Annotated in this window: 22 protein-coding genes; 7 read left to right on the top strand and 15 right to left on the bottom strand. The window is 50.4% G+C overall.

Annotation, left to right across the window (positions count from 1 at the left end):
- Window positions 1–30: 30 nt before the first annotated feature.
- From FGI41_RS13685 to FGI41_RS13675, 3 genes are all read right to left on the bottom strand, one after another.
- Complete coding sequence (locus FGI41_RS13685; protein ID WP_139490842.1) at window positions 31–1,710, bottom strand: glycoside hydrolase family 13 protein; 1,680 nt, start codon at window positions 1,708–1,710, stop codon at window positions 31–33.
- Between the two features lie 78 nt (window positions 1,711–1,788).
- The gene (locus FGI41_RS13680) at window positions 1,789–4,287 is read right to left on the bottom strand and encodes a glucosidase family protein (protein ID WP_139490840.1); all 2,499 of its coding nucleotides are present in this window, start codon (window positions 4,285–4,287) and stop codon (window positions 1,789–1,791) included.
- Window positions 4,288–4,421: 134 nt separating this feature from the next.
- Window positions 4,422–6,197 (bottom strand): ABC transporter substrate-binding protein, encoded by a 1,776-nt coding sequence (locus FGI41_RS13675; protein ID WP_139490838.1) that lies wholly within the window; start codon window positions 6,195–6,197, stop codon window positions 4,422–4,424.
- Between the two features lie 279 nt (window positions 6,198–6,476).
- On the opposite strand from FGI41_RS13675, the gene FGI41_RS13670 reads away from it, so the two are divergent.
- The 4 genes from FGI41_RS13670 to FGI41_RS13655 all read left to right on the top strand — a co-directional run bounded on the left by FGI41_RS13670 (window position 6,477) and on the right by FGI41_RS13655 (window position 10,043).
- Window positions 6,477–7,898, top strand: coding sequence for an MFS transporter (locus tag FGI41_RS13670; RefSeq protein WP_139490836.1), 1,422 nt, complete (start codon window positions 6,477–6,479; stop codon window positions 7,896–7,898).
- Between the two features lie 69 nt (window positions 7,899–7,967).
- Window positions 7,968–8,699 carry an AraC family transcriptional regulator gene (locus FGI41_RS13665; protein ID WP_255298470.1) on the top strand — a complete coding sequence of 244 codons (732 nt, stop codon included), beginning with the start codon at window positions 7,968–7,970 and terminating at the stop codon, window positions 8,697–8,699.
- A 156-nt stretch (window positions 8,700–8,855) separates the two neighbouring features.
- Window positions 8,856–9,587, top strand: a complete 732-nt coding sequence (locus FGI41_RS13660; protein WP_139490832.1) for an FHA domain-containing protein — start codon at window positions 8,856–8,858, stop codon at window positions 9,585–9,587.
- Window positions 9,588–9,809: 222 nt separating this feature from the next.
- Window positions 9,810–10,043: a hypothetical protein gene (locus tag FGI41_RS13655; protein WP_139490830.1), complete on the top strand. Its 234-nt coding sequence runs from the start codon at window positions 9,810–9,812 to the stop codon at window positions 10,041–10,043.
- Window positions 10,044–10,083: 40 nt separating this feature from the next.
- On the opposite strand, the gene FGI41_RS13650 is transcribed toward FGI41_RS13655, so the two are convergent.
- Together FGI41_RS13650 and FGI41_RS13645 are read right to left on the bottom strand one after the other, a co-directional pair.
- Complete coding sequence (locus FGI41_RS13650) at window positions 10,084–12,135, bottom strand: methyl-accepting chemotaxis protein (protein ID WP_139490828.1); 2,052 nt, start codon at window positions 12,133–12,135, stop codon at window positions 10,084–10,086.
- A gap of 157 nt (window positions 12,136–12,292) precedes the next feature.
- Window positions 12,293–13,039 carry a class I SAM-dependent methyltransferase gene (locus tag FGI41_RS13645; protein ID WP_139490826.1) on the bottom strand — a complete coding sequence of 249 codons (747 nt, stop codon included), beginning with the start codon at window positions 13,037–13,039 and terminating at the stop codon, window positions 12,293–12,295.
- A gap of 177 nt (window positions 13,040–13,216) precedes the next feature.
- Here FGI41_RS13645 and FGI41_RS13640 point away from each other — a divergent pair, with 177 nt between their 5' ends.
- Window positions 13,217–13,939, top strand: a complete 723-nt coding sequence (locus FGI41_RS13640; RefSeq protein WP_139490824.1) for a hypothetical protein — start codon at window positions 13,217–13,219, stop codon at window positions 13,937–13,939.
- Between the two features lie 17 nt (window positions 13,940–13,956).
- On the opposite strand, the gene FGI41_RS13635 is transcribed toward FGI41_RS13640, so the two are convergent.
- From FGI41_RS13635 to FGI41_RS13625, 3 genes are all read right to left on the bottom strand, one after another.
- Window positions 13,957–14,439 (bottom strand): GyrI-like domain-containing protein, encoded by a 483-nt coding sequence (locus tag FGI41_RS13635; protein ID WP_139490822.1) that lies wholly within the window; start codon window positions 14,437–14,439, stop codon window positions 13,957–13,959.
- A 140-nt stretch (window positions 14,440–14,579) separates the two neighbouring features.
- Window positions 14,580–16,646: a molybdopterin-containing oxidoreductase family protein gene (locus tag FGI41_RS13630; protein ID WP_139490820.1), complete on the bottom strand. Its 2,067-nt coding sequence runs from the start codon at window positions 16,644–16,646 to the stop codon at window positions 14,580–14,582.
- 33 nt (window positions 16,647–16,679) lie between these two features.
- Window positions 16,680–17,549 carry a LysR family transcriptional regulator gene (locus FGI41_RS13625; protein ID WP_255298469.1) on the bottom strand — a complete coding sequence of 290 codons (870 nt, stop codon included), beginning with the start codon at window positions 17,547–17,549 and terminating at the stop codon, window positions 16,680–16,682.
- A 149-nt stretch (window positions 17,550–17,698) separates the two neighbouring features.
- On the opposite strand from FGI41_RS13625, the gene FGI41_RS13620 reads away from it, so the two are divergent.
- Window positions 17,699–18,250 (top strand): cysteine hydrolase family protein, encoded by a 552-nt coding sequence (locus FGI41_RS13620; protein ID WP_139490816.1) that lies wholly within the window; start codon window positions 17,699–17,701, stop codon window positions 18,248–18,250.
- Window positions 18,251–18,389: 139 nt separating this feature from the next.
- Here FGI41_RS13620 and FGI41_RS13615 read toward each other — a convergent pair whose 3' ends face one another.
- From FGI41_RS13615 to FGI41_RS13605, 3 genes are all read right to left on the bottom strand, one after another.
- Window positions 18,390–19,220 carry a YwqG family protein gene (locus FGI41_RS13615; RefSeq protein WP_139490814.1) on the bottom strand — a complete coding sequence of 277 codons (831 nt, stop codon included), beginning with the start codon at window positions 19,218–19,220 and terminating at the stop codon, window positions 18,390–18,392.
- A gap of 962 nt (window positions 19,221–20,182) precedes the next feature.
- A complete protein-coding gene (locus tag FGI41_RS13610) occupies window positions 20,183–20,959 on the bottom strand; it encodes a hypothetical protein (protein ID WP_139490812.1) in 777 nt (258 codons plus the stop codon).
- Window positions 20,960–20,965: 6 nt separating this feature from the next.
- On the bottom strand, window positions 20,966–21,382 hold the full coding sequence (locus FGI41_RS13605; protein ID WP_139490810.1) for a hypothetical protein: 417 nt from the start codon (window positions 21,380–21,382) through the stop codon (window positions 20,966–20,968).
- Between the two features lie 186 nt (window positions 21,383–21,568).
- On the opposite strand from FGI41_RS13605, the gene FGI41_RS13600 reads away from it, so the two are divergent.
- A complete protein-coding gene (locus FGI41_RS13600) occupies window positions 21,569–22,135 on the top strand; it encodes a recombinase zinc ribbon domain-containing protein (RefSeq protein ID WP_255298468.1) in 567 nt (188 codons plus the stop codon).
- A 50-nt stretch (window positions 22,136–22,185) separates the two neighbouring features.
- Here FGI41_RS13600 and FGI41_RS13595 read toward each other — a convergent pair whose 3' ends face one another.
- The 4 genes from FGI41_RS13595 to FGI41_RS13580 all read right to left on the bottom strand — a co-directional run bounded on the left by FGI41_RS13595 (window position 22,186) and on the right by FGI41_RS13580 (window position 26,948).
- Window positions 22,186–22,779 (bottom strand): sulfite oxidase-like oxidoreductase, encoded by a 594-nt coding sequence (locus tag FGI41_RS13595; protein ID WP_139490806.1) that lies wholly within the window; start codon window positions 22,777–22,779, stop codon window positions 22,186–22,188.
- Window positions 22,780–22,932: 153 nt separating this feature from the next.
- Window positions 22,933–24,723 carry a methyl-accepting chemotaxis protein gene (locus FGI41_RS13590; RefSeq protein WP_176560270.1) on the bottom strand — a complete coding sequence of 597 codons (1,791 nt, stop codon included), beginning with the start codon at window positions 24,721–24,723 and terminating at the stop codon, window positions 22,933–22,935.
- Between the two features lie 267 nt (window positions 24,724–24,990).
- Entirely contained in the window at window positions 24,991–25,428 is a 438-nt protein-coding gene (locus FGI41_RS13585; RefSeq protein WP_139490802.1) for a CoA-binding protein, read from the bottom strand.
- A gap of 26 nt (window positions 25,429–25,454) precedes the next feature.
- A complete protein-coding gene (locus FGI41_RS13580) occupies window positions 25,455–26,948 on the bottom strand; it encodes a leucyl aminopeptidase (RefSeq protein WP_139490800.1) in 1,494 nt (497 codons plus the stop codon).
- Window positions 26,949–26,960 lie beyond the last annotated feature (12 nt).

The raw sequence follows: 26,960 nt of genomic DNA, 5'->3' as shown, positions 1-26,960 counted from the left end.
TATTTGGATTCGATCCCCTCTAAAACATCCCTACTTCAATTTATACACCCGTGTCTCATACGGACGCAGTTCAATTTCACCAATCTCCCCTGCACCATCCACCTCGTAGTTGCTGATCAACAACTCCTTCTCACCGAAAGCGATCTCCTCCGGCAGTGTAAACACAGGCTCACCGCCAAAGAAGTTGCAGATGACCAGTAGCTTCTCATTCCCAAGCGTCCGGGTATACGCATAAATCTGCTCATGATCTGGCAAAATCAACTCATAATCGCCGTACACGATCACTTCATGCTGCTTACGGAGCTGGATCAGCTGTCTGTAGTAGTTGTAGACAGAGTTCGGATCGTTGATTGCTTGCTTGGCGTTGATCTCCGTGTAGTTCGGGTTCACCTTCAGCCATGGCGTACCTGTGGTAAATCCGGCATTGGCGGAATCATCCCATTGGACTGGGGTGCGGGCATTGTCACGGCCTTTGACATAGATGGATTTCATCAGCTGCTCGTGTGGCACGCCCTCGGCTCTTTTTTCTCTGTACATATTAAGTGTCTCGATATCTTGATACTCCTCGATGGTCTCGAAGCGTACATTGGTCATACCGATCTCTTCGCCTTGGTAGACGTATGGCGTACCCTGCATCATATGAAGGAAGGTGGCGAGCATTTTCGCGCTTTCCAGACGGTAGCGCTGGTCATCACCGAAGCGGGAGACGAGGCGCGGCTGGTCGTGGTTGTTGAGGTACAGGCTGTTCCATCCTCTGCCGTTGAGCTCGCGCTGCCATTTGCTCATCGTGTCTTTGAGACCGTGGAGCGTCCATGGTTTGAGATCCCATTTGCCACCGGGGCCAGAATCCAAATCCATGTGCTCGAATTGGAAGACCATGTTCACTTCGTGGCGGTCATCTGCGGTATAGAGGACAGCTTCATCCGGAGTGACACCCGGCATCTCGCCGACAGTCATGCATTCGTACTTGGAGAGGACTTCGCGGTTCATCTCCTGCAAGAATTCGTGGATGCGCGGACCATTCATGAAAAATTCGCCGCCCCAAGCGTAGCGGGAGTCTCCGTGATTGGGCGCGTCCGGCAGCCCTTCTACTTTGGAGATGAAGTTGATCACGTCCATACGGAACCCGTCGATGCCTTTGTCCAGCCACCATTTCATCATGTCGTAGACCTCTTGGCGTACCTTTGGGTTCTCCCAGTTGAGGTCTGGTTGTTTCTTGGAAAACAGGTGGAGGTAGTATTCTCCGGTCTGTTCATCGTATTGCCAGGCGGAGCCGCTGAAGCAGGAGACCCAGTTGTTCGGTTCGTGACCGTCTTGGCCCTCTCGCCAGATGTAGTAATCGCGGTATGGATTGTCTTTGGACTTGCGGGATTCTTGGAACCATACGTGCTCGTCGGAGCTGTGGTTGACGACGAGGTCCATGATCAGCTTCATGCCTCGATTATGTATCTCGGTGATCAGCTCTTCCCAGTCCTGCATGGTGCCGAACTCGTCCATGATATCCTGGTAGTCGCTGACGTCATAGCCATTATCATCATTGGGGGATTTGTAGACGGGTGAGAGCCAGATGACATCTATCCCTAAGTTTTTCAGATAGTCCAGACGGGATGTAATGCCGCGCAGATCGCCTACACCGTCTCCGTTACTGTCCATGAAGCTGCGTGGATAAATCTGATAGACAACGCTTTCTTTCCACCATGTTTTTATCATATGAATAGCTCCTTTTGTATGGTTTCTCTGTCAAATGTGATTACTTCCATTCTAGCATACTTGCTGTCTGGAACACCGTCAGTTCGCGGCTGTGGTGACCACCAGTGTGGCCGATTTGGTGTTTTGTACAGGGAGGTGCACCTCTCTGCCTTTGGCTGTATCGGTCACTTGGTAGTTCGGGATTGCTTTGCCGTTGAGCGTGACAGAAGCGACCTTGGCGTTATGCGGTAAAATATGGCCGATGGTTAGCTTCCAATCAGACGGTAGAGCTACTTCGGTAGTATAGGTATCGCCCTCGTGGCTGGCTGCTGCGCGAATCAGGCTTGTGCCCACTTGCAGCTGATCTACAGAGAGGTCAGGCCACGAAGCTGGTACGTGTGGAATCACGGTGATTTGCTTGGCTGGTGCATCCGGTACGATCCCGAGCATGTTATGGATCACCGGCCATTGGACACCGTAGGAGGACCATGCCTGCATGAACATCGCGCGGTCGCGGAAGTCGACGAATGGGTCGTACTCAGGGCTTGGGAGGATTTCGGTCAGTGCTCCCGGCATCTCCACATCGATCTCGGATGCGATAGTCTTCATGTACTTCAGCGCCTGATTCTCACCCAAGCGGCCATAGTTGGCTTCCCCTGCGGCCATGACGGAGTTCGGCAGGCTCCATACCTTCAGCTCTCCCTTGCCCTGTGGCCCGCCGCTCATCCCGGTGTGGTAGAGGCCAGTTGGTCCGGTGAAGGTCTCGGACTCCAGCTGATCCAGTGCGGCATGGGCATGCTCGGCAGATGCCAGACCCGTCTCCATCGGGGTGGCGGTAATCCAGTGGCGCTGTTGGAGCTGTTGATCCGGCTGTGTGCAGACATTGGTCAAGCCTTCGCGTTGAGTACGATCAGCAGAGACTTGATCGCCATCGTTGCATAGGGAATCTGCGTAGACGGATTGCCCTTCCATCCACCATGCCAGTTCAAAACGGTTCTTCATTGTTTGTGCTGTCTCCTTGGCCCAAGCTGCGGTCGGCAGATCGCCTTTGCCCTCTGCCATGCGCTCAAGTGCCTGCATCGCCTGCATGGTGTAGACGGTTACGTCCAGCTTCTCCATGCCCATCCCGTCGCGTTCCACCATGCCAAGCCCCTCCGGCCAGCCGTCCTTGTCCTGATCCAGCTGGGACATGACATAGCGCATGCCTGCCTTGACGAAATCGTACATCTCATCGCGGAACGCATTATCCCCCGTCCATTTCCAGATCAGGTCAACCGCTGTGGCAAATTGGGCGGTTTCGTTGGTGTTGCCTTTGGATTGATTGGTGCCGTAGTAGACAGAGCCGTCTGTCATCAATTCGTGAATCACCTTGCCTGTGTCACCATTGACGATCTTGGAGACATCCCGAATGGTACGCAGATGCTCCATAGCGGTGTCAAACTGGCCGGAGACCACCAGCGGATAAGCCGTGTAAGCTCCGTCTGTGCCGAAATACCACGGATAATCAGGGAAACCTGCCCCGATCCCGGTTAGCTTCGGTACGGTCGCGATCACCTCTGGATAGGCTGTACCCTCCCTGGTATCACGGATCTGAGCGTTTTCGACCGTGCGCCGCAGGTCAGCCATGTTCAGCTTGCCCCAGTTGAAAGCATCTTCAAGCAGCTGGTCAGGCAGATTGACAACGCTCTTGCCGAGCAGGGCTTTGCGGTTTTTGATTTTGTCCTGCAATAGCTTTTGTGGGTGCTTGAGTGCTTCCTGTAACGTTTTGGATGCATCAGTCTCGGATAGATTGGAGCCTGCTACAGCGAACCAGATGGTTTTTGCCTGCTGATCTGTAAATGTCACATTCCAGTCGAGACGACCACCTGTACCATTGCCATACTCCAGATAGCCCTCTTTCTCAGTTACTGGACCCCAGAAATCCTCCCCAGTCTTGCCTTCTGCCGGAAGCTGCTTGGCCCCGACTTTGGCATACCAGTCCTTGCCCGTCTCCTTAAAAGTAAGCACGCCACTCTTCGCGTCATACGCTGCTTCGTCCTTGCCGTTGAACTGCTTGGCATTCTCAGGCTTGCTCCAGCCCCATGGATAAGCAGGCATCAGCTCACTGCGGACGTCCATCGTCAGCTTAACACTCGTTTTCGAAAACGTTTTGGATGGTTGCAATGTCAAGCCGATCAAAACCACTGACATGCCCTCCGGCGCAAACTCAGTTCTGGTCACCTTCAGACCGTTCACTTCTGGGTATTCCATTTTTACAAAGCCTGTGTCCGTCGTATAGCGGGTGGCGGCGGGCAGCCATTGGCCATTGAGTCCGAACCAGTAACCGTCGAGCAGCTTGATTGGATGCGCCCAGACCCCGCCCATTTCACCACGAATATGCCATCCCATCGGCTCAAAACCACCTGCTGTAGAGCCGATCACGTATGCCCGGTCTCCTGCGGCGACGTAGCGCTTTTGATCGAGCTTGTCCGTCGTGGAGCGGCTCAGCTCTCCTACTCCTGCGGCGGATGCTGCTCCAGGTACAGCGAGAGAAGCCAGCAGTGCGATCGACATGGTTTTATGCAGAGCTTTTTGGAACGGGAAATTTTTCATATTCATGGTAAAAATCCTCCCTTTTTTCTATACATATATTCTATGTAATGACAGATCGTCCCGAAAACGTTTTCTCCGTGATCATTATAGGATAATTATTCCTATGTTTACAATAAAAAATCTTCCCCAAATTTCGTCTTTTATCGAAAGGTTTCCATCCAGACATCTTTGAAGTCAATCCAGCCTTTTTGATTCACTTTCACCCCTCGAAGCGACGGATGGAAGGTCGTACCGATGTTTTTATGTGTCAAAAAGATCATCGCATAAGCCTCCCGCAAGCTCTGCTCCAATGTGTCCCGCAGGCGTTTTTGCCCGTTTGGTGTCGGCTCTGTGAGCATCTTGTCGATCATATCATCCACCTCTGCTGCATAGGTGTCGCTAAGATGACGTCGGATGAAGCTGTAGCCGGATTGGAACAGCTCGATCCACTGGACAACCCCTTCGCTGATGACCGCTTCGAACAGGATCATGTCTGCTGCGTCCTGATGCTTTGCTTGTGTCATTTCACTCCATGTCAGGATAACGGGTTGCAGCCGGATCCCATGAGGCTCCAGATGCTTTTGCAGCCAAAAGGCGTCCGGGGCGTGACGTTCATAGGTATAGACCGTGAGTGGTTGTCCATCGGAGACATCATATGTAGACTCCCTCAACCATTGCACAGCTTGCTCTGCGAGGTAATCCTTGTCTGTCATGCTCGGTTTCCAATTCAGAGCGAACCCCTGTGACGGGAAAAACCGCGGCTCGCCCAAGTCCATGATCATCTGCTGGCGGTTGATCAGATGTACCAGAGCCTTGCGGAAAAGCGGGTCCTGCAGCGGCCCCTGCTTTTTCAGATTGACGGTAAGCATCGTACTGCCCGCAACGAACGCCTCCACCTCCTGCCAGCCTGCTTCCCCGTTGGCTTTCTCCCCTTCGCCGGTACGCACCATGAACAGATTGGATTCAAACGCAAAATCCTGCTTGGTCTCGGGAATATTGATGATCTCAACGACGTCCATATGTGCGCGGCCTGCAAAATAATCAGGGAACGCTTCGAGGATGCAGATGCCGGGTGTTTTTTTAGCCACTTGAAAAGGCCCCGTCCCCGTCGGCAGAGCCGCATCAGCCGGTACAATTGATGTCGGAGTAAACGAAAGATACTGCCCAAACAGGTGGTTCGGTCTAATCAGCGTGAATTCGACCGCATACCGGGCCAAGACTCGTACCTCCCCGATCTGCTGCACCAGCCAGCGCTGACGCGGAAACTCCCGGATCAACCGTTGAAACGTAAAGTATACATCCTCTGCCGTACACTCCCGCCCGTGATGAAACCGAACCCCTTTTCGCAGGTAAAACACCCACCGTGTCGCGTCCTGATCACAGCTCCAATGATGCGCCAGACCGCCAGTTATCCCACCCGTCTCCGGATCGTATTCGACCAAGGTGTTATAGATCTGTTCAGCCATATGTGCATCCAACTGGTAAAAGCACTCGGCGGGATCAAGCGTATTGATCGGCCGGTATACAGGCAGACGAAGACTCTCGGTATAGCGGTCGGTCTGCTCCGTGACTTCATAGCCGAAATAGGCGGACAACCAGCTCGTGAAGCGGGCTTGAACATCCGTCCCTGCGCCGTAATCCTTGAGCAGCTGGTACGCTTCTTCCATCTCGCCTTGTTTAACCAGAGTGATCATCTCTTGCAGCAGAAGCTCCTCCTGATCTGCCCAAAACGTAAGCTGTGAAGCATGACCCCGCCCACGTCCTGAGACGAATGCGACCCAGCCAAGCTCGGTCATCTTTTGGATGATGTTTTTGACATGGCGCGGCGTGCAGAACAACAGGTCAGCTAATTCGGCGACGGTGACCAGAAAAGCCTGTCCGTCCTGTTGGGTTACAAACGCTTTGCGCAGAGTGAGGTAATCGATGGCCAGCCGCATAGTGGGGATACGCTCCTTTTCGGAAAAAATGGGGTTGAGATAGAGGTAAGACAAGAATAGAAAAGTGGAAAAGGTGGAAGTCACACGGGTGATTCAACCCCGAAGTTTTGGTAGATGATCGGTTCGTTATACACATCCATCAGAAAAAGTGGAAATCACGCTGGCGATCTCTGCAATTTTTCTCCTGCGGATCCCTCGCTACAATAACAAGTAAGCTAACCATTCAACAGAAATTCGCGCTGCGATTCATCCCATAAACAAACCAAGGGGGAAACAACGATGTCTACTACTACCACTACCACAGCGACTCGCGTGACTCATCATGCAATAGCAGCAGAAGCATCAAACCCAACCATATCACAAGCAACAGAAGCATCGCACCTATCCATAACACCCGCTGGACATCCACCGCTCTCCCCATCACTCTGGAAAAGCCGCCCGTTCATGGTCTTGCTCATCAGCTCCCTGCTGCTGACCATAGGCAATAAAATCTATGAAATCATCCTGCCGCTCATGATGTATGAGATGACCCATTCTTCGGTGTCGATGACCAACATGCGGACGGCCGAGCTTTTGCCCAATCTGCTGTTCGCCGTGTTCATCGGGGTGCTGGTCGATCGGGTGAACAAAAAACGCTGGGTACTCTGGATGATCGGCGCACAGGCCGTCCTGCTGTTCATTCTGGTCTATCTGTTCCGTGCCAACATTCAGACGCTTTGGTTCTATTATATCGTGGGTTTCCTGCTGATGACATTTAACTATGGGTTTTTCAACGCTCAGATGAGCCTGACCAAGCTGACGGTGCCCAGCGATCAACTGACATCGGCCAATGCGAGATTTACTTTTGTGGAGACGTTCGTCGGGATCATGGGGCCTGCGCTGTCGGCGGCGATCCTGCTATTGGCGAATCTGTCGGATGGGTTTGTGGTGACAGCGGTGCTGTATCTGATCTGTATGGGGCTGCTTTCGCGGCTGACGGTGGCGGAGCCTGTAGCGGCAACTGCTCCTGTACATTCGGCAACTGCCCGCTCGACTGACTCGGCGCTCCTGACTCCCACTGCATCCCCAGCTGACCCTACTCCTCAGACGGTAAAAGAAAAAGCCAGCTTCTGGACCGAGCTCGCAGAAGGCTGGACAGCATTTCGTACCAATCGGAACTTATGGATGCTCTCCCTTTTCACGGTTTTTCTCAACTGTACCTTCACTGTAGTTACAACTGCCGTGATTTTCTTCGCAACAGATGAACTGGCTCTCTCCGCTTCCACGGTAGCTGCGGTGCTGTCTGCATCAGGTGTCGGCGGGCTGCTCGGCAGTATACTGATGCACCGTCTGCGGGTACGTCTGGGTCTGGGAAAAGTCTACGGATTGTCAGCGGCGATCCATGCTCTCGGCTATCTCGGACTGTGCCTGACCAGCAATCTGGTGGTGCTGGTTGTGTCTCTGTTCGTGATCGGGTTTGCCAGTTCGCTTTATGTGACGTCGAGCTATACGTTCCGCCACGAGCAGACCCCAACACATCTGATGGGCCGAATCAGCGGGATTACGGGGTGCTTGTACCGTGTCGGGATGCCTGTCGTGATGTATGCGGCGGGATATATGATGATGTGGTGGGGGACGGGTTCGATTTTTGTCAGTGCGGTGGTGTGGAATCTGGTGGTGTTTGCGGTGTATGTGAGGACGGGATTGTGGAAGATCCGATAACACAGCAAAAAAAGTCAAGAATTCCCTCCCACACCCTGATACGATAGGTACCAAGGGGGCAACACCGTGATGGACTACATCCGCAAGCGGCGGCTGTCACAGGCGGCGCAAGAGCTTGTGGAGAGCGATCAGAAGATCATGGAGATTGCGCTGACGTATGGATTTTCGTCCCATGAGGCATTTGACCGGGCGTTTAAAAAAATGTTTGGCATCACCCCAAGACAATACCGCCTGAGCCAGACAGCGCCGTCCATCAAGTATCCAAAAGCACATCTGCTCCTACACCCCGTCAAAGGAGGATTCACTGTGGAACCAACCATCATCGTCAAACCTGCATTCAGCGTCATCGGCTATGAACTGCGCACCACCACCGAAGACGGTAAAAACCGCATCGAGATCCCAGCTTTTTGGCAGCACTACCTGCAAAACGATCTTGGTCAAACCATCCCGAACAAGACCCATCCTGCGCAGGAGCTGGGCATCTGTACCGACTTCGATCCAGAAGCAGGCACATTCAGCTATCTGATCTGCGCCGAGGCAGTACTCTCCCCTGGTGAAAGCCTGCCAGAAGGCTTGGTTTACCGCACGTTCCCGGAAGCCAAGTATGCGGTCTTCACCACACCTGCTGTGCCAGAGGCTGAATTCTCCCACTCGATCCATACAACTTGGGATTATGTCTTCAAGCACTGGTTCCCCACCTCTGGCTATGAGCATGCCGGAGCGGTGGAGATTGAACTGTATGATGAGCGCAGTGCTTCACCAAAGAGCAAGCAGATGGACATTTATATTCCGATTCAATAAAAAAGAACGGGCCATCCTGCCTGCCTTTGCCCCACGCACGGAACTGACTGATCCGTGCGTCTTGCTATTTTGAGAGCCACAACACATTTTTCTCCACATTCTACTGACAAATTTGTTAGGATAATAGTATCTATTTTTACTTGACGGAGTGATACCATGTTGGACCGAGGTGTGTATTTGGTAATCGAAAAAGGGGAATCCGAGCAGGCAGAGCAACCCATTTATATTGAAGATAAAGAAATTTTGATCGGTCGCCGCTGGCAGCAGCATACACCAGACATTTCATTCACAAGCTTATATATTTCGCGCAAACATGCGGTCATCCAGAAAATCAATGACAGCATCGTCATCTCTGATCTGAAAAGCATGCATGGAACAGCAGTCAACGGAAAAGTCCTGGAGGGCACTCCACATATCCTGCGCAACGGAGACCAGATCAGTCTGGCCAATGGGGAGGCCGTGCTGGTGTTTACCAATGTGTTGGAAGATTTCGGGAATACGCTGGAATTCAAGCTGCCGCCTAATCTGAGTGAGCTGGTTCCTGAGAAGAAGTCCGGGGCTGGCATCGGTTCTGGTCTGGTCATCCGCTATGAACAGCGGGAAATCCTGATCAATGGCTCTCCCCTCTATATTTCGGGAAAAGAGATGGATCTCCTGATGTATCTCTATCAACGCTCCAATCAGGCAGTCAGCTATGAGGAAATCAAGCTGAAAATCTGGCCGGAGCGGACAGCATGCCCAAGCGATGAGCTTCCGGATGTCGGACGCGAGGAGATCAATGTCCTGGTCTATCGCTTGCGCAAGCGGCTCGGTCTATACGGCGGGCAGGTCGTCTCCGTCCCGAGATATGGCTATATGTTAAAGATGGAGCAGAATGTGACGGTGTAAGCCTGTCTGCACGCTGGTTCCAAGTGATATACGGCCTAGAAAGGCAAATGAAAAAGGAAGCGGGCTGCGCTTCCTTTTTTGTGTTTTTCATGGAGTTGTTATCAAAGTATCATCCTTGCGTCATTACCTGTCAGTGGGGATAGAGGGTATCGTAGAGCCATCGAGCTGATCACTTAGCGAAACTCAAACGATCCCTTATCCAAATCCACGGAGGTAATGACCATGAATAAAACTATTTTTTATACAATTGTACTCGTTTCTGTTTGGTTGACCGGATGCAGTATCACTTCTTGTGAGGCCAATCAAGAGCCTCGCGGTATGGAGGTCAGGCCGCATGAGATGCGTACGGAATTGCCGCCACAGCATCAATTACGGGTTGAGCTTTTGCCACAGCACCAGTATCGTGCCGAGCTCCCACCGCAACATGCACCCGCTCTTAGCTATGCGTACCTATAGTCGTTTACCTTTTGCACAATAGTACAGATGCCCCGTCACGCTACGACAGCTTGAAGACAGATACAGAAGATTGCAGCTCGTCTGCCATCTTGGACAGCACAGTTGCAGCGGATGCGATCTCCTGCATCGAAGAGGTCTGCTCCTCGGCGGCTGCTGCTACCATCTGGGTACTGTCGGTTGTTGCTCCGATGATGTGCTCTACTTCTGTGAAAGATTCCGCCATCGCCTCCATCTGGGCATTGACCCCCTTCACTTGGGCAGCCACATTTTGAGAGAGAGTTGAGAGGGTGTCCATCGCTTTGACGATCTCACCGAAGGCGTCCCCGGTCTGGTTCACCATGGTCATTCCGTCGGTGACAGCCAAAGTACCATCTTGCATGGCGGTGATCGCTTTGGTGGTCTCAGCCTGGATTTCGCTGATGATTGCTCTGACCTGTCCGGCAGCGTCACTGGACTGTTCTGCCAGCTTGCGTACCTCATCGGCTACGACCGCAAATCCGCGTCCCTGCTCACCCGCTCTGGCCGCCTCAATCGCTGCGTTGAGTGCAAGCAGGTTGGTCTGGCTGGCAATCGTGGTGATCATGGTGATGATATTACCCACCTCTGCTGATTTTTGCCCGAGGGTATTCACCATCTCAGCGGTCATGGAGATCCGCTCGTGGATGACATTCATCTGCCCGATGGTATCTGTGACCACCTTATGCCCTTCGGAAGCCTTTTGTCTGCCTGCCAGAGAGGACTCTTCGGCTTGGCGTGTGCTGGTCTCGATCAGGTGCATGCCTGTACGCACCTCCGTAACCGTTCCGGCACTTCTCTTCATGCTCTGTGCCTGTGATTCGGAGCCTTCTGCGACCTCTCCGATGGATTCGGCGATCTGCTCGGTCGATTGGCTCGTCTGTTCCGCACTTGCCATCAACTGTTCGGAGGTAGCTGCAACCTGTTCGGCGTTGGTCGCTACCTGATAGAGCAGCTCGCGGAGGTTTTGGGTTGTACGGTTAAAGTTACCAATCATCTGACCAAATTCATCTTCACTCTTCACTTCCAGCTGCTTCGTAAAATCACCGGCAGCAAGTAGAGTAGACAGCTCGTTGACTACTGCGATCTGACGGGTCAGATAGCGGCTGAACAGATAGATCACGGCAATGACGATAAGCACCGCGAAGATGCTGATCAGCGCCATTTTGCTGAGCAGTGACTGTACTGGAGCCTTTAATTCCGCTTGCGGCATCACCAGTGCCAGCGACCAGTTGACTCCCGGCACTTTCTGATAGTACACCGAGTAGGTTCCATTCTCGTCTGCATACTGGCTGTTTCCTTTTTCCGCCGCCAGCATGCTCTTGCCTAACTCAGCCAGCTCACTGTTGGATTCCTCTGTTACTTTTTTCTTCATGATCAGATCGGCTTGTGGAGAGGCCAGATAACGTCCTTCTTCATCGAGGAGGAACGCCCATCCGGTCTGTCCTACTTTGATCGCGGAGACATTATTCTGGATGCTCGCCAAATCCATATCCCCGGTCATGACTCCAAGAAATTGTTTGTTCGCGTCATAAAGCGGGAAGCCCGCCGTTACCATCGTCACCTTGGTAAGCTCATCAAAATAAGGGGCTGTATAGACCACATCAGATTTAGCCGAAGCGGCAATTTTATACCAATCTTGACTCGGATAATCATAGGCAGGATCGTTGTATTCCTGAGTCACCATCACTTTGCCGTTGTCTTTATAGACATACATAGATTGATATTTCGTATCTTTGTTATATCGATTCGGAGCAAAAAATAACCCCATCCCAAATGTATCTTCATTCACACCCACTGTCCCGGTCAACAGAGACTGATAGGACGGAATCGGGATTGAAACAGCGGTAGGCTCTACGGCATTGGTAAGCGATTGTACCGTCTTGGTATGCGCGATGACCGACGCTTCTACATCACGAATGGCAAAGGCGAGCTGCTTGTCCATCTTCTGATCAATTTCCTGATTCACCGTGGAACTCATGTAAAAGTAAGCAAATACTACCATCACAACCAGCGTCAACACGAGTATAGGAAGAATCGTTCCCATTGTTCTGGCTCGTACACTTCTGAATTTCATAGGGGTTCTCCTCCGTTATCTTGCATTACTCAAGAAATACCCGCGTTAACGGCGTTATTAAACTCAAAAATTCACTGCAATGAATATTTATTTATTACCATGTAAAAAAATGGAAGCTGACCTTTACGCAGATCAGCTTCTTTTTCCTTATTCCGTATTAGTTACGGAACAGATACAGGCCAAATCCCAGTGTATCTCTTCCCCACTTCAGATACGTCTGACGCCATGATCTGATCCGTGTCAGCATTGCGTCATGGTCTGGATCATCCGGATGCTCGTGACAGTAATTCTCGACGGACATCGAGTAGAGCCATTCATACTCGTCCCAATCTTCTTCACTCGCCACATAGGACCAGAGCGTAATCAATCCCATATTCTCTCCTGTCATCACGTTCTCATAGTGACTCTGTAGCTCGGACTCTTCCGCACCACCGAGTGCTTCCAGATAATCGGCATGTGGGCGCTGCTTCCAATACCCCTCGCCAATCAGGATGAAGCCGTCTTTTTTCACGATACGCTTCAAGGCTCGCAGTGTCTGTTCCAAACCACCCAAGGCATGTGTCGATCCGATACAAATCCCCACATCGAACTGCCCCGGCTCAAAACATTCTACCGCCACCCCTGCATCCTCATTGATAAAAGTAATACGGTCCTGGGCTACCCTGCCATTGGCCCGTTCCTTCGCTACCTCAATCGAACCGTCGCAAAGCTCAATAGCCGTTCCTCTCACCTGATGTTCAATGAGACGGATCAGCAGCTCGCACGTCCCTGCTCCCACATCCAGTACGTTCTGGTCAGGAGTAAGCTGGAGCATTTTGATCATTTTATGCATTTTGTTCTCGTTGATCGGATTATGAAAAGCATGATTGCTGTGTGCAATGGCTGAAAATCTGTTTCGGTCCAAGTCCGTTCCTCCCCCTATATGATCCCTATGAAATCATTCTATCATATAAAAAAAACCAGGGATGGCCCGATTGTTCATCGGTCAGCAAGGAGACGGAACCCTCATTGCCGAAAGTTATGAAAGAGCAATTCGTTGCAGTCAGTCTAGAACCATTCTACGCCCAGAAAGGTTGATCCGATGAAATTCCCAACGATATGCCATAAATGTCTCGTCGAGCAGGGTACCGCCAGCTTTATCGACCTGGATTTTCAAGATGACGGCATCTACACGAGCGTATGTGAAAAGGGCCATGAGTCGCTCGTCTGCCTGCAGGAAGAGCTGTTTCAGATCTTGTTTGAGCATGGTGCCATGGCTCTTTTGGACGGCTATCAGCGCGAGGCTGTCAGCAGCTTTGCCTCTTCGCTGGAGCGGTTTTATGAGTTCAGCATCAAGGTGCTGCTCCTCCACAGGGGTGTCCCGATGGAGGAGATTCAGAATACATGGAAGCTCGTTGCCGCTCAGAGCGAACGACAGCTTGGGGCCTTTTACTTTTTATTTGCCAGCCAGTTCGGATTTGCCCCCAATCCAGTTGCCCAGCAGTGGGTAAAATTCCGCAATGATGTCATCCATAAAGGACATATTCCAAGCAGAGACAAGGTGCTCGGGTATGCAGAGCATCTGTATAACTACATGGTGTCTCTGTTGAAGGTGCTGAAAGAGGATTTTCAAGAGAGCTTCCTCACCGCGATCACCCATAAGCAGAAAAACCCGCAGCTCATCGAAGCGCAAAAGGAAGGCAATATCACGTTCGTCGGGCTGTCGCCGATGCTGGATATGATGAGTGCCAGCTTTGGGACGAAGACGTTCGGTGAGGCGCTGGAGGCACTGCGGGTGAATAAGGATGTGCTGTATCCGAAGTAAGAATACAGCTGAATGCTCTATTCTTTTATTGCCACATAGATTTCTACGATGGCATTCATCGGATCAGCGCTCCGCTCATCATAGCGTTCAAAATCGCCTGTAAATGCACGCTTCCCATGCTGCTCGTCCCACTCCCACACCTGCTGCCAGGTCTCAGGAACAACCGATGCGACAGGGCCTTGCTTGGATGTAAAAACAGCATAAGTAGCTGAAGGAATCGTAATTATGGTGCTGTCCTGATCGGCTTCCTGTCCCCGCCCAGCCTCTTCTCCAATCAGCATGGTATACCATCCGTCTGCTTTATTTTCATAGTCTGTATAGACACCATACGTTACCGACGGTTCCTGTCCGTGTGTCCCCTCTGATGAAGACTTCCGCTGATAATACGCCCCCCACAACTTCGGTATCAGACCGTCTCCAGTGGCTTCCTGCGCATTCGTCGTTCTCGTGCTGATCCCTGCGACCGTCATCTCGGGTCTATTTACGATTCTAGGTTCCATACCATCCTCAGCCCTCTCAATAATAGATAAAAACACGAACATACGTACCAGAAAATCATAACATACAATCCAAATAATAGAAACGGATAAAAATAAGAAAGAGAGACATCGCACTGTCATGTCATGTCTCTCTCTAGCTTCTATTTGTTTGCTTTTTCGGCAGTGTTGGGAATCGTCCCCACGTTCACTCTCCCCGAGAAAAACGTCGCTCCACCGCCCATATCGGCGATCCGGTCCGGTGTCAGTGCATTCACCAGGCGTTTCCCACCCGGTACATCCGCCCAGAGCCCTTGACTCACCACTACTCCGGGCAGTACATTCTCCCCTACAGCGGCGACAAGCTCGCATTCTCCACGCTCGTTCCAGACTCTGACCATATCCCCGTCAGCAATACCCAGAGCCGAAGCGTCTGCCACGTTCATATGCAGTCTCGGTACCTTTTCCATCCGCACATGCTTCTCATTATGGGAAAAGGTCGAGTTGAGAAAGTTATGATTCGGCGCCGGAATGAACAGAAACGGCAGGTCACCATCCTCCACCAAAGGGATGTAGGTCGGCAACGGTGGATATCCCCTGCTCTCCATCAAGGCCGAATACAGCTCGATCTTCCCGCTCGGCGTCCGAAGCTTCTCGGATAAGAGCGGCTTCACATTCCCCTTCATGAACTGCTTCTCCACCAGTCCCTCATATGTGATCCCTTCCAACACAGGATTATTCGGGTGATCCAATGCCTGCCGGATCATCTCTGCCTCCGTATCGCGGAACGCCTGCTCCTCATATCCCATCGCCTGGGCCAGCAGACGGAATACCTCCACATTGGATTTACTCTCCCCATACGGCTCAATCACCGGCTCTTGGATCTGCACATAATGATGCCAGTACGAACGGTAAAAATCCGTATTCTCCAGCGAAGACGTCGCCGGCAGCACGATATCTGCATACATCGCCGTCTCCGTGAGAAACAGATCATGCACCACCGTAAACAGATCCTCGCGTTCCAGCCCGCTCCTCACCTTATTGGCATGCGGCGCGACTACAGCAGGATTAGAATTGTATACATAGAGCGAATGCACAGGCGGGTTTAGCTCAAGCAGAGCCTCGCCCAACAGGTTCATGTTAATCTCGCGGGTCTCTTTGTTCTGCAATAAATCAGGCCGTGCCAACGCTGACCCGTTATGGTACAGGTACTCGCCGTTCCCCTTGATCGCCCCGCCGCCTTTGACCTGCCACTGCCCTGTCAATGCCGGAAGACACGAAATCGTCCGAATACACATCCCGCCGTTGTCATGATGCTGTGGGCCATTGCCGATGCGGATAAAGGAAGGCGAGGTCTGTCCGTACATGCGGGTCAGACGGTAGATATCGTCGACAGGCACACCGGTAATCGCCGAAACCGTGTGTGGATCATACTGCCGGACGTGCTCCCGCAGCTCTTCAAATCCGACGGTGTACTCACGCAGGAACGCTTCATCTACCATCTTTTCCGCAAACAAAATATGCATCATCCCAAGCGCCAGCGCTGTATCCGTACCTGGCAGAATCGGGATAAACCAGTCGGCCCAGCGTCCTGTCTGGTTTTTGTGGACGTCGATGACTACGATCTTGGCTCCGTTTTTACGCGCCTTCTCCGCCAGCACCACCTGATGCATATTGGTACTCACGGCATTGATGCCCCACATGATGAACAGCTTCGAATGGATGGTATCCTCTGGGTCGATCCCGAAGCTTCCGCCCATCGTGTAGCCGTAGCCTTCCGTACCGGCTGCCTGACAGATCGTAAGCTCCAGACGGCTTGCGCCCATGCGGTTAAAAAAGCGCAGGTTCATCCCCTCTGTGCCCACTCTGCCCATGTTACCGTAGAAGTGATAAGGCAGGATCGATTCCGGGCCTTGTGTGGAGATGAGCTTTTTCCAGTTGGAGGTGATGGTCTCGATCGCTTCTTCCCAGCTGATCCGCTCGAACTGGTTCTCCCCTTTTTTCCCGATGCGCTTCAGTGGGTATTGGAGACGGTTGGGGTCGTAGATGCGCTCAGGCATATTGCGTACCTTGTTGCAGATCGCGCCTTGGGTGATCGGGTGGGCGAGGTCCCCTTCTATTTTCGTGATTGTTCCGTCTTGTTTATGGACGAGCAGGCCGCACTGGTCCGGGCAGTCGAGTGGGCAAACCGATGGGAAAATGCCTGTGGGTTGGGTGGTGTATGCGGGCATGGGTGTGGCTCCTTTCCTTTCTGAATCACTACCTTATACATGCAGATGACCCAGAAGCATTTCGATAAACTTCTGATGTGCTTTAGATAACCATTTGTTCTTATGATAAGAGATTTGGGCGAAAAACATAAGATGCTCGTCGTCCGCAGACTCGATGATTTTCATCCTTCCGTCTTGCAACAGTGCTTCGACGCTGATGTACGGCATCAGGCTGATCCCCAAACCGCTTGCGACACACTGCTTCATCGCTTCCATACTGGTAAACTCCAGATGATTCTGGGTTCGTATCCCCTTCTCCACCAACACCTGCTCAAAAAACCGCCGCAGGGAACAATTCTTCTCACTGAAAATAATACACTCGCCGTCCGCTTCTTCTATCGAACGGATCGCAAGCTGATTCCCCCCGACGAAGACAAGCCGTTCCTCCGAGCAGACTTCTGTGCTCAGCTGCGGGTCATCTACCACCGGCTCCAATGTGATAGCAATATCCAGCTCTCCCGTGTGAAGCCGCTCGCGCAAAGGAATGCAATTGTCGTTGAGCAGGGAAACCGTCACTTCAGGATATCGGTTTTTATACGCAGCCAGTACAGGTGCCAGCTTGAACACCGTCATCGTCTCAGATGCACCGATGCGCAGCTCACCTCTCACCGTATGCTCGTCCGATGATATGTGCCTGATTTTTTCATACGAAGACAGCAGCTCCAACACATAGCCATACAGCTCATGCCCCACCGATGTCAGTTGAATTTTCTTCCCCAATCGGTCAAACAGCGGCATCCCAATCTCGTCCTCCAGCTGCTGGATATGGGAAGTGATCGTCGCCTGTGAGTATTGAAGCACCTGTGCCGCCTTGGTAAAGCTGTTCTGTTCGACCACGGATTTAAACGTTTGAAATTGACGAATCTCGATGGCGACACTCCCCCTTGCGATGTTCTATCATCAGGAATACTAAAGTTGATGTTCAGTTGTTTCAATTTTACTAATGAATCATTCTATCATATGATCGTGGTGAAAGGTACCACACATATCCATAAGCCTCTGGGGGAGTTCGTATGACTATCACAGCCAACACCGCTTTACTGTTAATCGATGTGCAAAAACATTTTGACGATCGGGCTAACGGCACCAGAAATAACCCGGACGCAGAAGAAAAGATGGCCGATCTTCTACAAGTGTGGAGAAAAACCAACCGTCCCGTCATCCACATCCAACACATCAGCAATCCTGCCCTGCCTCATCATCCTGGACGGGATTTTAAAGACATCGTCGCCCCGCTGCCAGATGAACCTGTCATAGTGAAGAGCGTGAACAGTGCTTTTATTGGTACGAATCTGGAGCAATACTTGAGAGAAGCAGGAATTCAAACCCTCGTCATCGCGGGGCTGACCACAGACCATTGCGTATCCACTACGACGAGAATGGCAAAAAATCTGGGTTTTACTCCGTATCTCGTATCCGATGCTACAGCTACTTTTGACCGAGTAAGCTTCGACGGTAAGCTGTATTCGGCAGAAGAAATCCATCAGCTGGCGCTCGTCAGCCTGCATGGTGAATTCGCTACTGTAATCGATACCAAGGGAATTCTTGCGATGATGGAGATGTAATGGGCTTTCTATATGCTTGCCAAGGCACGAAAAAACCGTAGGCCTCGTGTGCTTACGGTCTTTTCGTGCTGACATCGTTATGATATCGTCGTACTCTATCGCCAATCGTTATTGCTATCTTTATCGCTCCAGATCAGCCTTACGAGCAGTCCCAATTGTACAGCACTTTTGAAAAATTCAGTTGCCGCAGATCCTCTTCTTTTATGAAGAAATTAGCGACTCCCGCATCTCCCCACATGATGTCCGTACCATCTTTTTCGCTATAGTCCGTGTCGATCTGAAGAAGCAGGATCTCGTAACCCGCGTATTCATTATCGTCGTGACGCGGATCTGTTTGGGTGAATGTCGGATATCCCCCGATTTTATGTCCGAAGCCAGACAAATAATCGGAGCAGACACTCCACATGTCTGTTGTTTTCCCGTCCACTTCCACTTTCTGATCCAAGTCGATAAGCCCAGCAGTCACCTGATCAAAACGGTAGTCCGGCATGCTGATCGCCTCGGATGTCAGCTCAAAGGACAGCGCGTATTCTCCTGTAAACGGAGCCATCTCGTCATCTGCTTCGTCCAGGTATGCAAAATCGGTGACTAGCAAAGCTTCATCCTGAACAACCTCTGGATAATACACCGTGCGGAAATTCTTCTGGTTGGTCTGATCATCGAAATCAAGGCCGTAGACATCATCGCCATAGGCGATAAAAAACTGGAGGATGCCTTTTGCAGGCAGATAGTCGAGTCGGGGGAGTTCCTCGAAGTTGAGCTGAGCGAGTAGCATCATCGGTTCTCCGTGTTCGTCTTTCGGATGCTCGGCGTTGCGTGGAAGGTAGGGATATCCGCCGAACTTGCTTTGGAATAAAGATGGGTTTCCTCGGCGTGCGGTGATGTGGATGGATGGGCGTACGGTTTTTTCCAGCGTTTCTCGATAGGGTTGTAATGCTGGTGGTAATTCGAGATGTTTCGGTGATGACATGAGTTCCCCTCCTGGACGTTTTTATATGGATAATAGTATCAGGAAAAATAAGTAAGATATAGATTTACGCAAAAATTCTATCTGTATGTCTACTCGATAACAGATGGGGTCAAGTGTAACGATGCTAGGCGTATCCTGTTGTTGATGGGGATGAGATGTAGGACTTCCATAAAAAAGATGACTCTCGATCAATCAGGAGTCATCTTTTGTTTATTTATTCAAGCTGTCGGAGCATTGCATGAGGTGTTCATCACGAATTCGAGGTTAAGCGGATTGCAATGGTCCACTCTTACCTTTTTATTAATCCCAGCTGAATCTCTGTTCCTTCCAGGGATTCCTGGACTGTCAACACTAAACTAGACACCTTAAAAAAGTTGTCTAGTTTAGTGTTGACAGTCCATAACCGCATTTATCGGCAAGTTGCCCTGCTTGATCAAGCGCATCGTCGGAGGCTGCATTGAATTCGTTGAGTGCTTCTGTCGCCCATTGAACAGTAGCGGTAAAGAGTTACAGATCGTGGATTGCTTGACCGATATCACCAGTGATCGTAATACCGAAATTTGTAGCAGGTTGTTCTTTCGTCATGAATATTCATCTCCTTATTAATACAAAAAGCCACCCGGTTATCTGCCCGGCTGGCTCCTTGTTCCATTCATTTTCATGTTACTATCTCATCGCCCCACTTCCTTATTTTAGGCTTGAATTCTGCGGGGAGATTGCCCAATCATATTTGAAAGGTTTAGAATCTTATCTACATCGTTTCAACGAAGAGTACCTACCTACTAGGTTCCTGTTACGATAAATAATGTTTAGTTTGACCTCCATGTATAAAGCACGCTCCCCAGAACTCATAAAAAACAAACACTAAATTGATATGCTGATTTGAACTATGTATTCTTGAATGAGGTATAGGAGTCAAACAAATTTCATAAACTAGGAAATCCTTTTTTCCTAACTAAACGTTATTTGTGATTATTCTGATTTGGTACAACATTAACCCCGTTGTTAGAATTAGTTTGATTTGATACTACCGCCGGTTTGTTTGGAGTTTGCTGTAAATTTGGAGCAATATAAGTATTATAAATTAAGGATAGCATCCACAATGCTGATGGTACACCAAGTAACCAGGTTAGCAATTGCTTTCGAGATGCCTTTATCTCTTTAAAAATTTCCTCCTTTTGCTCAGCTACAATTAGTTTCATTTTATTTTCATCTGGTAGCTTCACTACGGAATCATTAACGATGTTTTTCACCTTATCTTCACTAGGATATTTCTCTAGTGTCTCTGTAACGATAACCTTGATTTTATCCTCACTTGGCAACCCTTTAATATTTTCTGCGATTGTTTTAGATAATTCCAGATTTAGGGTGTGAGGTAACTCTCGCAATTGTTCCCTAACAGATCTTATGTCTTGAGAGACAGTTTGAAGTTTTACGTCAATATCGTCAACTTTCTTTTCTAATACGGCTACCCTTCTTCCTAATTCATCCATACCTCCGCCACCCCCATTCCCCATACCGTTGGAAGTATACGCAATGGATCTATCCGAGAGAAGATAATAAATTTGATCCAATCTTTGACCTAAAAATCCTATTGCTTCATCACGAGACATTAGATCATTATTCGTGCTTTTTGAAGGTTGATCAAGCAATGGATTACTACCAACAATCCCATAATCGTTTCTTAATGGTACTACATTTGAAGTTGACTTCGTACCTTGTTTACCATATTCACTCACCCTTAATCAACTCCTAACCTCAAAGCAGGTTCTCCCTATTTCTTTATTATCTAATAGTAAAACCACTTTATATAGTCCTGGGTGAGCAATATCAACGGTACATTCTCCACCAAATTGATAAGAGCCAGTATGGGTCATGAAAGATTGAAACTTTCGTGTTTCTATTGTTTCGCCTTGCGGTGAAACTATGGCTGCTATTGGTTCATATAGTCGATTTTCATTACAATTGGTTAATGCTGCGTTAATCATAAAACTAAAATCGGAATGAGGTAACTCCCTAAATATTAATCCTATTATTGGATCGATAATAACCAGCCTTTCCTTATCATCCCCATCCTCCTTCTCCTCATTTTTTTCTTGATAAGCTTCCTCAGAGACAAAAAGGTATATGAGTATCGGTTGATCATTTTTATCAATTTGCATAAGCCCACCACTTTCATTAGAATCAGTAATTCGTACCCTCCTCTGTATATTGAGTATAATCACTTTTGGATTCCCTTTCCATATCAATTATTATTCATACGGGTTTCGTTTTAGTAAGATAAGAAATACATCACAACGTACCCCCGAGTTTTTTCCGCATAAACTGGTTTTCTATAGTCTAAGTAGATTTTACGCTGCGGTCGATGTGATCACGCAATGATCGGAACGTCTAAGAAAGTGAACGACGGTCGAAGAACAAGTTACAAGTGCATTGGTCGCTTTCACTATGAAGTATGTGACATGCCTATGATTGCGGAAGATGTTATGATCGAGACCTTCATCAATGCACCGGCTGGCTTTTATGAATCATCCATCGAGCAACAGTTCAATGACATGAATAAGCACGATGAAATTGAGCAACAACGGAAAGCATTGGAACTGGAACAAGTAATAAAACGTAAGGCGAAGTGGCAACTGGCTTATGCAGATGACGCAATCTCCCCGGAGGATCTGCGAGCTAGAACCGAAGAAGACCGAAAGAAAGAAGAGCACCTGAAGAAGCAGCTTCTGGGATTACCAAAAAGGAATCAGAAAAATGGGACAAGCAAAACTACACGCACCAACTCGATCAGTTTATTTCAGTCTGAGCCATTCTCAATGAACCAGAACAGAAGCAAATCATCCGCGAGTTGTTCGAGAGCATCTCCGTTAACTCAGATGTGGTCGCGGTTATCGCTTGCCAATAAGAATTGAGTCCGTTGCGATCAAGATCTGATCGCAACGGACTCTTTTTTATTTCCCTATCAATCCCAGCTAAATCTCTGTTCCTTCCACGGATCCCCGTACATATGATACCCGTTCTTCTCCCAGAACCCAGCCTTGTCCTTCTCCACGAACTCGATCCCTCTCACCCACTTCGCGCTTTTCCAGAAGTACAGGTGCGGAATCACAAAACGCATTGGATAGCCGTGATCAGGTGTCAGCACCTCACCATTGTGCTTGAACGCAAACAGGTTACCCGGCGTGAGGAAGTCCGTCAGCGGCATATTCGCCGTCCAGCCTTCTTCTGCGTGTAGCACGACATACTTCGCTTCCGGCTTCACGCCAGCCAGCTTCGCGATCTCTTCGGCTGGGATGCCTTCCCACTCGTTGTCCAGCTTGCTCCAGCCGGTTACGCAGTGGATATCGTTTTGTGCGGTGTTGGTCGGCAGGGCTTGGATCTGCTCCCAGGTCAGTGTCACGTCGTTGTCCACCAAGCCAAAAATGCGGAAGGACCAGTCGCTCAAGTCCTCTTTATACTCAGGCACATCACCATAGTGAAGCACCGGGAAACCTGTCGTCACCTTCTGATTCGGTGGGACGCGGTCTTTGGTTTCGTCCGTTTTGCCGTAGAACATGTGGCCATCGCTCCTTTTATGAAATCCTTACACCTTTCTTATCATATAATCCCCATTCCCTGCAAGCTTGTCAGAGAGTTATGGGGAGAAATGACTGCCAAAACGAAAAAGTCCAAGACGCCGAATGATCCCCGACGCGTCTTGGATCTTACCTCATACCTGAAATCGGTTGACCTGCTGCTCCAGTTCCTCGGCAGCATGTCGTAGCTCCACCGCCGCCTCGTCCAATGCCGCAAAAGCCTGACGGTGCTCGTCACTGGATGCCGCCACTTCTTCTGCACTGGCCGCCGCTTCCTCACTGACGGATGCGATGCTTGCGATGCTTTGGCGCATGTTGTTCTGCATTTGTCCGATCTCTTTCATGCTGGACGCGAGGTGCTTCGCCTTGGACTGAATCTCATTGATCGATCCGGCGATCTCGTTGAACTGCATCTTCACCCCGTCAAACGAAGTGCTCTGCTCACCGATGACATGCTCCATCTCGCTGATCCGACCGGCAGAATGGTTGATCGTACTGGTGATGTCTCCGAGCAAGGCCGCGATCTCTTGGGTCGAGCGGCTCGACTGCTCGGCCAGCTTGCGCACCTCATCGGCGACGACAGAAAAGCCTCTGCCATGCTCCCCGGCTCGTGCTGCTTCAATCGCGGCGTTCAACGCGAGCAGGTTGGTCTGGCTGGCGATATTGTCGATCAGGGAGATGATATCGGCGACGCGCAGTGATTTGTGCTGCAGGTCGTTCATCTCGCGGACGATATCGGCGATGGCTTTCTGGCTCTCGGTGACAGCCGTCTCCATCTCTCTGATCTGCTCGATGCCCTCTTGGCTGGTCGCATACGTCTTTTCGCTGTCTGCTTCCATCTGCCCCACTTCGTCGCTCATCTCATCGATCTTGTCCGTCACATCGCACACCAGACGGTTGCCGTGGTCGATCTCCTCCGCTTGGGAAGAGGCCCCAGCGGCGATCTGGGTGATCGCCCGTCCGCTTTCTTCGAGCTGGAGCAGGCTGTTGCGGGTATGGGCCGACACGGTATCTGAGCTTGCATGCAGCTGTTGAACAGAAGAGCGGATTTGCGTGAGCAGCTCCCGCACCTCTTGGGTCATTTCATTAAAACTGCGCGATACGTCGGTGATCTCATCTTTGCCATCCACGGGCAAGGCGACAGCGTAGTTGCCCTCTGCTACCTGCAGCAGACCGGAGCGCACATGCTGGATACGGCGGGTCAGGCTGGTGGAGAAATAATAAGCAAGCCCCAGTCCGATCAGGATGGAGACCCCTGCCACAAGAATCGTGTTATACATGATGCCATGACGGGCCGCCAGTGTCATCCCCCGCAGGTCTACATTGAGACCGACTACGCCGATGATCTCCCCTTGGTCGTCTGCCACTGTCTGCGCCAGCGTAATCTCGTTCATCTGGGTCTTCACGTCATAGACCGACTTGCCCCAGACGACTTTGCCTTTTTCATCAAAAGCGGCTCCATACCAGTCTTCATTGGTCGGGTCAAACTTGGACAGATCTTCATTTGCAGGAATCGGTCCCGGATAGTAGGAACCGTTGTCCGTAGCATAAAAAGCTCTTGTCACATACGGATTCTGACTGACAAGGCTGCTAAAATGATCCGAGTAATATTGTGTTAATTCAGAACGGTTGATCGCGGGAAGCTTATCGAACTTCTCCCACACCACACCCGGCTGAATCAAATCGATTCGCGTTTTTTTATCGGCTGCAATCACACTAAGTAAATTTTCAAACTCAGCGAAATTTTCCGCTATCTCAGGCGAACTGTTCGCCAAGCTGTCTTTTGTACCGACCAAAACGGTAGCTTCCATGATCTGTGTCTGCGAGTAACTCAGATAACCTAACAGAGCGACAGGAACGATAATCAAAAACGCAAACATCAGCAGCAGCTTTCCGCGAATTCCAATGGAACCTGTTTTTTTCATCAGCATTCTCCCATTTCCATAGTCCTGATGATGGTTTCTTAGATGTTTTGTCTTTATATTGTAAAATGGACATCGACATTATTCTACACTTTTTTCACCATATCGCCAAAACAAAAACTTTTTGTCATTCAAGTTATTCCCAATTGATATAATAAAGAAATACAGAAAAATGAACATATTACACTAAAATATATATTGTTAATAAATAAAAAGACTGCCATCGCCATGCTCGACGAAGACAGTCTTTTCCATTATTCGACATATGCTTTACTTGTATGCTTTCACAAAAAGAGCGTGGTCTACCTTGATGCAGCGATCCATCACAGGCTCGATGCCTGCTGCAGTCACGGTTGCTGCTGAGTCTTCATTATAGATGCCTTGCTGCAGCCAGAAGACTTTTGGTTTCTGAGACATTTTCGCAGTTTCCTCTGCAACCGGCAGCGTTTCTTCACTGCGGCGGAACACATTGACGATATCCACCGGCTCGTTGATTTGATCCAGAGATTCCAGCACCTTTTCACCGAGCACGGTTTCGCCTGCGATCAGTTTGTTGACCGGAATAATGCGGTAGCCTGCGTTTTGCATCGCTTCAGAGACCATGTAGCTGGCGCGGTCTGGCTTGTTGGAAAGACCTACGACTGCGATGGTTTTCGCGTCGATTAAGAGATCGCGGATACGGTCTGTGCTTGGATTTTGAAAAGCCATGAGATCACCCTCTATTCATCAATTTTTTAGTTGCTGCGGTTCAAAACGAATTGCGCGATCGTGCGGGTCATCGCCCCGGTTGCTCCCGAGATAAACAAGTCAGAAGAGGAGTTCAGATAAGCCGTCCCTGCGTTGTCCAAGTGTACCCATGGTGTATCCTCTACAAAAACTTCGAGGAACTTCCCGGCAATAATCGCATGACCATAGCGGCCACCGGAGTTTTTCAGATCGGCGAAGCGGCTTTTGTTCAGCTCTGCATACTCTTCAAAAAGCGGCAGTTCCCACAGACGCTCGCCCACCTGCTCTGCACTTGCAAGGACTTCTGTGACCATCTCTCTGTTGTTGGTCATCGCGCCGGAGCTGACCGTACCCAGAGCGACCACGATACCTCCTGTCAGTGTGGCACAATCGATCAGGCATGATACACCCTGCTCCTTGGCATAAGTGATGCAATCTGCAAGCACCAGACGGCCCTCCGCATCTGTCGTGATGATCTCCACGGTTTTGCCGCCCATCATCGTGATTACGTCACCCGGACGGAAAGCTGTGCCAGATGGCATGTTTTCTACGGTGCCGACCACCATCAAGACGTTGACTGCCGGCTTGAGACGGCCCAGAATTTCCAGCGTGCCGATGACCGCAGCAGAGCCGCCCATATCGCATTTCATTTCTTCCATCCCCGCTACCGGCTTGATAGAGATCCCGCCTGTGTCGAAGGTGACGCCTTTTCCGATCAGGCCAATCACATCATCCCACGTCTCACGGCCTTGGTACTTCACTACGACCACATACGGCTCCTGTGCACTTCCCTGTGCTACGGCAAGCACGCCACCCATGCCAAGCTCGGTCAGCTTCGCTTTGTCAAATACCTCGTAGCTCATGCTGTAGCGTTCTGCCACTTGGACGATCTCGTTTTTGAGCGCGGTTGGCGTCAGGTAGTTGGCAGGCTCATTGACCAGATTGCGCGCGAGGTTGGTGCCTTCTGCCATCGCCTGACCGAGTGTGTGACCTGCTGTTGCCGCTGCCAGGTCTTTGCTGTCTACGAGCAGCTGTACGCTGGCGAGTGCTTTTTTGGTGTTGGGCTTTTGGCGGTAGCCTTCATATTTGTAGGAAGCGAGCAGGAATGCCTCTGTCACAGCCTGTGCCAGTCGGGAAGCCTCCAGCTTGTGGTCTTCTCCGAGGTAGATTGCTACGGTTTTGTTCTCGCCGTTACTGGTCAGCGTCTTGACCAGCTTGGCTGTATATTCACGGGCTTTGTTGTAAGTCAGAGTGTCACACTCACCGAGACCGATGAAAACGAGCTTTTTCGCAGCAAGCTTGCCGAATGTATGAACCACGGAGAGACGCTTCGCCTCGCCGGAAATCTCTTGCTCCTCAAGCAATCCGGTTAATGCACCGTCCAGACGCTGATTGACCTGTGCCAGTGCCCCTTCCAAGCCTTGATTCTGGTATAGGCCAATCACCAGCTCATCACAAGTCACGTCGGTCAATTCTTGCTTCTTTTCAATAATTGTAATCAATTCTCTTCCCTC

It is taken from the genome of Brevibacillus dissolubilis (assembly GCF_006170445.1).
In the GTDB taxonomy this organism is placed as follows: Bacteria; Bacillota; Bacilli; order Brevibacillales; family Brevibacillaceae; genus Brevibacillus_B; species Brevibacillus_B dissolubilis.
Note: the sequence above shows the minus strand (reverse complement) of the source record. Positions and strands in the feature narration are given on the sequence as shown.